Raw genomic sequence first — 6,407 nt, 5'->3', positions numbered from 1 at the left:
AGCGCGCGGGTGCCGTGCGCTAAGGTTCTTCCTGTCAGCGGGGGTCACGCCCCCGCGCCCATACGGTCCTCCGTAGCTCAATTGGCAGAGCATGCGACTGTTAATCGCAGGGTTGTTGGTTCGAGTCCAACCGGAGGAGCTCCGCCGCGAGTCAGCGGCCTGAACCCACTCGGGGACCGAGCTTCCGACCTCGTCCCGCGCCCGCGCGAGACTTGCCGGGTGGCGCACCGCAGAACGATCACCTGGGAAGGCTTCTTCAACGCCAGGGACCTCGGCGGGTTGCCGACATCCGGTGGCCGGGCGACGCGGTTCGGTGCGTTCGTGAGGTCGGCCGACCTGCGTTTCGTCACCGCTCGGGGCTGGCGCCAGGCCCACGCCGCCGGCATGCGCACGGTCGTCGACCTGCGCAACGACGACGAGATCGCTCCCGGCGAGGCCACGGGGACACCGGAGCGCGGGCCGGGTTCGCAGCGGTTCTGCGCCCCTGCCGGGGGCCCGTCGCGCCACCCGCGATGACCAGGCTGCACGTCCCGCTCGACGACGTCGCCGACACCGCGTTCTGGGCGGAGATCGCGCGCACGCGGGTCGACGGCACGCCGTTGTACATGCGCCCGTTCCTGCAACGCAAGGCGGACCGCTGCGCCGCGGTGATCTCCGCGCTCGCTTCGGCGTCCGGGGGCGTCATCTACCACTGCGGCGCCGGCCGCGATCGGACCGGGCTCATCACCCTCCTGCTGCTCTCGCTCGCAGGGGTCGAGCCGGACGCGATCGCCGACGACTACGAGCTGTCCACGGATGCGCTTCGGCCGCTCTTCGCCGCGATGGGGCAGCAGGACCAGGCTCCGGCGCTGGCAGCGCTTCTCGCCGAACACGGCACGACGGCGCGTGACGCGGTACGCGCCACCCTCGACGGGTTCGACGCCGAGGACTACCTCCTGGCCGCCGGGGTCTCGGCAGCCGAGATCCAGGCGGTCCGCAGCCGGCTGACCGCCTGAGCCACGGGCGGCCGGGGCGATCGTCGGTTCCGGCGTAGCGGCCTGCACCGATCGGACCCGCTTCGCAGAGCCCGGCCGGCCGCTCGCCGGGCCGAGGCGTGGACGCGGCCGCTCCGCCGACCCCATACTGCCGCCCCACGCCCGAGGGGAGCTGCGATGGGCGCCCTGAACCCCGCCGATGCCGCCGGTGCCGACCGGGTGGTCGCCCGCCGCGGCCTGCTGCTGTTCCTTCCGCTCGTGGCCGGGTTGGACCTGCTCTTCGTCGCCGCCCTGATCGGCACCGGCGACGTGCGCTGGATCATCGGGCTGATGTGGTCGGTCGCCGCGGCCTCGGTGATCTGCCGCTTGGTCCTGCGCGAGGGGTTCGGCGACGTCTCGTTCCGGTTCGGCGGCCGTCGATCGCTCGCCTTCGTCGGCGCCGGGCTGCTCTTCCCGCTCGCGGTGGGGTTCGTCGCCTACGGCACGGCGTGGCTGACCGGGCTCGCCGAGTTCACCGCGTCGCCCGGCGAATTCCTCACCGGCCTGCTCGTCGCGGCGACCCTCGGCAGCGCCGCGGCCGTGCTGACGGTGGCGGGGGAGGAGATCGGCTGGCGCGGCTACCTTCTCACCAGGCTCATCGACGCGGGCGTCCCGCGCCCGGTGCTCGTGAGCGGCCTGATCTGGGGCCTGTGGCACCAGCCGCTGATCGTCACCGGCGTCATCTACGGCGACAGCCCGCGGGTGCTCGCCGTCGGCCTGTTCATGGTCTCGGCGACGGCGGCGGGGATCGTCATCGCCCGGTTCCGCCTGGAAACCGGCAGCATCTGGCCGCCGATCGCGCTGCACGCCGCGTACAACAGCGTGATCCAGACCGGGTTCACCCCGGCGACCGGCGGGCCGGACGCCGCGCTGTGGGTCGGTCAGGAGGCCGGGATCCTCGTGGCCCTCACGCTGGTGGTCGCCGCCGCGCTGCTCGGCCGCGGGGCCTGGCGCTGCTACCGCGCGCCGGGCGTCCCGATGGCGGTGCCGACGGCCGCCTGACGGGGACGCGCCCCCGCCCGGCGTGCCGGCGGCGACGATCGGGCGCATCCTGGTCGTGGCACGGCAACGGGAGTTCTGATGAGCGACATCGCACCGCACGGCCTGCACCACGTCACCGCGATCGCGTCGGACCCGCAGCGCAACGTCGACTTCTACACCGAGGTGCTGGGGCTCCGGCTGGTCAAGCAGACGGTCAACTTCGACGCGCCCGACACCTACCACCTCTACTACGGGGACGCGGAGGGCCGGCCGTCGACGCTGCTGACCTTCTTCCCGTGGCGCGGGGTGCCCGCCGGCCGCCCCGGCCCCGGGACGGTGACCGCGACGGCGTTCAGCGTGCCTCCCGACTCGCTGGGCTGGTGGCAGCGGCGCCTCGCCGAGATGGGGGTGCCCACCGGTCGTCCGGTGGACCGCTCGGACGAGGAGGTGCTGGCCCTCCGCGACCCGGACGGGCTGCTGATCGAGCTCGTCGCGAGCCCCGGCGACACCCGCTCCGGCTGGGACGGGGCCGCGCACGTGCCCGCGGAGCACGCCGTGCGCGGGTTGCACGCGGTCACGATCGCGGCGGACGACCTCGAGCCGACCCAGCGGATGCTGGCCGAGCTTTTGAACATGCGGGTCGACGCCGAGGAGGACGGCCGCACGCGGTTCGTGATGGGCGGCGGCGAGGGCGCCGCGGTGGACGTCGCCGCGACGAACGGCCGCCCCGGCCTGGTGGCCGGGGGCACCGTCCACCACGTCGCGCTGCGGGCCCCGGACGGCGAGACCCAGATGCGGTGGCGCCGGCAGCTGGTGGAGGCCGGCGTGCACGTCACCGAGGTGCTGGACCGGAAGTACTTCACGTCGATCTACTTCCGCGAGCCGGGCGGCGCGCTGCTGGAGATCGCCACCGACCGGCCCGGCTTCACCGTCGACGAGCCCCTGCTCGAGCTGGGGCGGTCCCTGAAGCTGCCGCCGTGGCTGGAGCCGGATCGGGAGCAGATCGCCGCGTCGTTGCCGCCGCTGCGGGTTCCGGAGGTCGTCGAGGAGGCCGCCGGCCGGGGCGGCTGACCGACCGGTTCCCGGAGCCGTGGCTGGTGGGCATCGCGGTGTTCCGCGGAAGCCACCGATGCCCGACCCGTTGACCTGCGGGGAGCGGCGAGGCCCCCGCCGCGGCCGCGCCGCCGGGAGGACCCCGCAGGAGCGGGCCCGCCGGCGACGCCGGTCACGTCCGGCCGGACGCGCCCGCGCCCGCCCGCGCCCGCCTCGCCGCCCGCGGCGTCTCGGTGCGGAACGACTCGCCGAGCTCGGCGCCGAGACCGAAGTAGTGGCGGAAGTTGTAGATCAGCGGCGACCACCGTGCCGGGTCGACGTGCGAGGTCCCCGGTACGACGATGCGGCGGTCGGCGTGCACCCGCAGCACCCGCGTGTGCACGACCGCGAAGAAGCCTCCCGCCCCCACCTCGTTGCGGACGACGACCGCCTCGAACTGCAGCGGGCACTCCGCGACCCGCGGCGGCCCGACCCGTTCCGAAGCGACCGGCGTCAACCCGGCGGCGGCGAACTTGTCCCGTTCGAAGCGGAACCGGTCACGTTTCTCCGCGGGTACCGGATCCCGCCCGGTCAGCGGGGCCAACCGCTCGACCGCCTCCCACTGCTCCGGGCCCGGGTAGTTGATCACCACCTCGCGGCGGGCGCGCAGGTTGGCGGCGGTCTGGCCGGACATCGCGATCCCGAGGACCACGACGTCGGACAGCGCCCACGCCGACGACATCGGCGCCAGGTTCGGGGTCCCGTCCTCGTTGAGGGTGCTGAGCAGCGCGACCGGCGTACCGACGTACAGGATCGAGGGTTCGATCGTCACGTGGCTCACGGCGCCGGACGCTAGGTCGCGATCGTTTCGGCCGGTGCCGAACGGTCGGCGGGGCATGATGGCCGGGTGGGTGCCGAAGGGGAGGCGCTGGCCGGCTGGGCGCGGATGCTCGCCGACCCGACCCGCGCCACCGTCTGCCTGGCGCTGCTCGACGGCAGGGTGTGGACCGCCACGGAGCTCGCCCGTGCGGCGAAGGTGTCCCGCCCGACGATCAGCGAGCACCTCAACCTCCTGGTGGACGGCGGGCTGCTGGCCGAGGTGCGGCAGGGCAGGCACCGGTACGTGCGGCTCGCGGGGCAGGAGACGGCCGAGGTGATCGAGCGGCTGGCCGCGCTCGCGCCCCGGCGGACCGAGGTGGCGACCGGCCTGTCCGCCGTCAACCGTCGCAAGGCCTTCGCGCGGGCCCGCACCTGCTACGACCACCTCGCCGGGAGGCTCGGCGTCGCCCTCGCCGACGCGATGACCGAACGCGGCGTCGTCGACTGGTCGGACGGCGGGACGCTCACCCCGCACGGCCGCGCGTGGCTGGACGAGAAGGGGATCGCGGTCGAGGCCAGGCGAGGGCGCCCGGTCGTGCGGCCCTGCCTGGACGTCACCGAGCGGCGGCCGCACCTGGCCGGGGCCCTCGGGGCCGCGCTGTGCCGGCACGCGCTCCGCCACGGCTGGGTCACCCCCATCCCCGGCGGCCGGGCGCTCAAGGTGCACGGCGCGGTCCGCGAGCTCGGCCTGGACCCGCAGCTGCTGTGACCCGACCAGGGGCGACCGGCGCCGGTGCCCGCGGGCCGTCCGACCCCTGGCCGCTCGAAGTGACCGCTGCCACGCTCCGCCGATGGCTGATCTCGTCCTCGTCCCCGGCGCGTTCGTCGGCGGCTGGTACTGGCACGAGCTCGCCCGGCACCTCGAGAAGGACGGCCACCGGGCCCACGTGGTCGAGGAGAAGCCCAGCGCCGGGGCGGCGACCCCGCCCGGCTCGGTGATCTCCGCGCCGACGCCGCGCACGTGCGGCGGTACGTCGAGGCCGGTGGGGGAGCCGGTCGTGCTGGTCGGCCACTCGTACGGCGGGATGGTCATCACGGAGCCGGCCGACCACCCCGCCGTGGCCCACACCGGGTACGTGACCGCGTTCTGGCCGCGCCGTGGGCAGTCGCTGCTCGACCTGCTCGGCGACGCGGGGCTGCCGGACTGGATGGTCTGCACGCCGACGGCACGGCCACCGTCACCGGCGACCTCGAGCTCGCGCGCTGGACCTTCTGCGCCGACGTCGACCTCGAGCCGGCCGCGGTGGAGCTGCGCCGCCTGACCCGCAGGCCCTGTCGGGCTTCGCCACCCCGAGCTCGGCGTCGGATCGCACGCACCCGACGACCTACGTCGTCTGCGACCGCGACAACCGCATCCCGGTCGACGCCCAGGAGGCCGTGGCCGCGGCCGCCGACCACGTCGAGCGGATCCCTCGTCGCACCAGCCGATGGCGTCGATGCCCGCTCGGTTCGCGGAGGTGTTCGCCCGGGTGCGGTGATCCCGCCGGGTGGCCGATCCCGGATCACGGGGGCGGACGGCGACCCAGGACGGTGCACACGATCGACACACCCGCGCTCCACCCCGCGGGGCGGCGCTGCTCGTGCGCACCGACTTCTCCGATGAGCCCTCGTGGCGCGCCCTCCTGGAGGAGATTCGGCACGCCGACGCCCGAGGGGTTCCTGCCGGCCGCGGAGGTCGTCGACGACCCCGCGTGCCGCGGGCTCGACCCCGCCGGCGGGCGCGAGCGGTTCCCGCGCCCGTACGCCGGCCCCGCCCTCTTCTTCGTCGCCGACACCGTCGCGCTGGCCTCGCCGGGCCACCCGATCCTCGTCGTGCCGCTGCCCAGCCCGATCCGCGACGACCGGCGGCGCGAGCCGTTCCGCGTGCTCGCCGCCGGGCTGTGGTCGGTGGAGAACAACCTGTCGGAGGCGAACACGGACCGGCACGAGTTCGCCGATGCCGCCGACGACGACGGGGTGTACCGCGGCTCGCCCGGTTGACGGGCCCGGCCCCGCGTGGATGATCGGACGATGACCGGCGACGAGATCGTGCTCGGCCCGCTGCCCAAGGGCATCACCCTCGCGAAGGAGGGGATGCGCAAGAGGGTGTGGAACGTCCTCGGCCACACCTACTGGATGAAGGCGGCGAGCGAGTCGAGCTTCGCCTTCGAGACCTACGACCCGCCGGGCACCGGGGTGCCGCCCCACGTCCACCCCCTGCAGGACGAGCACATCTACGTGCTGGAGGGTGTGTTCACCCTCTACCTGGACGGCGAGTGGACGACCGCGGGCCCCGGCGACACCGTGCTGATGCCGCGCAACCTCCCGCACGCCTACTACAACCGCAGCGAGGCGCCCACCCGCGGCCTGTTCTGGGTGAGCCCGGCCGGGAAGCTCGCGCAGCTGTTCGACAAGCTGCACAACCTCACCGACCCCGACGAGGTCGTGCGCGTGTCGGCGGAGCACGACGTCGAGTTCCTGCCCGCGGGATCGATCGAGGGCGCCTGAATCCCTTCCGCCCCG

General features: G+C 74.5%; 9 protein-coding genes and 1 tRNA gene. 9 read left to right on the top strand and 1 reads right to left on the bottom strand.

All coding sequences use genetic code 11. The features are described from left to right. Nucleotides 1-66: 66 nt before the first annotated feature. From VKZ81_RS00985 to VKZ81_RS00965, 5 genes are all read left to right on the top strand, one after another. Nucleotides 67-139, top strand: a tRNA-Asn gene (locus VKZ81_RS00985). An 80-nt stretch (nucleotides 140-219) separates the two neighbouring features. Beyond that, nucleotides 220-516: a tyrosine-protein phosphatase gene (locus VKZ81_RS00980; protein ID WP_324239434.1), complete on the top strand. Its 297-nt coding sequence runs from the start codon at nucleotides 220-222 to the stop codon at nucleotides 514-516. Next, nucleotides 513-995, top strand: a complete 483-nt coding sequence (locus VKZ81_RS00975; protein WP_324239433.1) for a tyrosine-protein phosphatase — start codon at nucleotides 513-515, stop codon at nucleotides 993-995. Before VKZ81_RS00980 ends, VKZ81_RS00975 begins: the two co-directional genes overlap by 4 nt. A 156-nt stretch (nucleotides 996-1,151) precedes the next feature. Continuing rightward, nucleotides 1,152-2,015 carry a type II CAAX endopeptidase family protein gene (locus VKZ81_RS00970; RefSeq protein ID WP_324239432.1) on the top strand — a complete coding sequence of 288 codons (864 nt, stop codon included), beginning with the start codon at nucleotides 1,152-1,154 and terminating at the stop codon, nucleotides 2,013-2,015. A 78-nt stretch (nucleotides 2,016-2,093) separates the two neighbouring features. After that, the gene (locus VKZ81_RS00965; RefSeq protein WP_324239431.1) at nucleotides 2,094-3,065 is read left to right on the top strand and encodes a ring-cleaving dioxygenase; all 972 of its coding nucleotides are present in this window, start codon (nucleotides 2,094-2,096) and stop codon (nucleotides 3,063-3,065) included. Between the two features lie 154 nt (nucleotides 3,066-3,219). Here VKZ81_RS00965 and VKZ81_RS00960 read toward each other — a convergent pair whose 3' ends face one another. Further along, entirely contained in the window at nucleotides 3,220-3,867 is a 648-nt protein-coding gene (locus tag VKZ81_RS00960; RefSeq protein WP_324239430.1) for a flavin reductase family protein, read from the bottom strand. A 66-nt stretch (nucleotides 3,868-3,933) separates the two neighbouring features. Between VKZ81_RS00960 and VKZ81_RS00955 the strand changes: the two genes are divergently transcribed. The 4 genes from VKZ81_RS00955 (at nucleotide 3,934) to VKZ81_RS00940 (ending at nucleotide 6,392) form a co-directional block, all read left to right on the top strand. Beyond that, complete coding sequence (locus VKZ81_RS00955; protein WP_324239429.1) at nucleotides 3,934-4,614, top strand: ArsR/SmtB family transcription factor; 681 nt, start codon at nucleotides 3,934-3,936, stop codon at nucleotides 4,612-4,614. An 82-nt stretch (nucleotides 4,615-4,696) separates the two neighbouring features. Continuing rightward, on the top strand, nucleotides 4,697-5,167 hold the full coding sequence (locus tag VKZ81_RS00950; protein WP_324239428.1) for an alpha/beta fold hydrolase: 471 nt from the start codon (nucleotides 4,697-4,699) through the stop codon (nucleotides 5,165-5,167). Between the two features lie 337 nt (nucleotides 5,168-5,504). Further along, on the top strand, nucleotides 5,505-5,885 hold the full coding sequence (locus VKZ81_RS00945) for a DUF6924 domain-containing protein (protein WP_324239427.1): 381 nt from the start codon (nucleotides 5,505-5,507) through the stop codon (nucleotides 5,883-5,885). A 30-nt stretch (nucleotides 5,886-5,915) separates the two neighbouring features. Beyond that, nucleotides 5,916-6,392, top strand: coding sequence for a cupin domain-containing protein (locus VKZ81_RS00940; protein ID WP_324239426.1), 477 nt, complete (start codon nucleotides 5,916-5,918; stop codon nucleotides 6,390-6,392). Nucleotides 6,393-6,407 lie beyond the last annotated feature (15 nt).

Source organism: Pseudonocardia sp. (assembly GCF_035305885.1).
GTDB lineage: Bacteria > Actinomycetota > Actinomycetes > Mycobacteriales > Pseudonocardiaceae > Pseudonocardia.
Note: the sequence above shows the minus strand (reverse complement) of the source record. Positions and strands in the feature narration are given on the sequence as shown.

Excerpts from the sequence above, each read along its gene's own strand:
- VKZ81_RS00965 (WP_324239431.1), top strand. The coding sequence starts at position 2,094 with ATGAGCGACATCGCACCGCACGGCCTGCACCACGTCACCGCGATCGCG.
- VKZ81_RS00945 (WP_324239427.1), top strand. The coding sequence starts at position 5,505 with ATGAGCCCTCGTGGCGCGCCCTCCTGGAGGAGATTCGGCACGCCGACG.
- VKZ81_RS00970 (WP_324239432.1), top strand. The coding sequence starts at position 1,152 with ATGGGCGCCCTGAACCCCGCCGATGCCGCCGGTGCCGACCGGGTGGTC.
- VKZ81_RS00975 (WP_324239433.1), top strand. The coding sequence starts at position 513 with ATGACCAGGCTGCACGTCCCGCTCGACGACGTCGCCGACACCGCGTTC.
- VKZ81_RS00950 (WP_324239428.1), top strand. The coding sequence starts at position 4,697 with ATGGCTGATCTCGTCCTCGTCCCCGGCGCGTTCGTCGGCGGCTGGTAC.
- VKZ81_RS00940 (WP_324239426.1), top strand. The coding sequence starts at position 5,916 with ATGACCGGCGACGAGATCGTGCTCGGCCCGCTGCCCAAGGGCATCACC.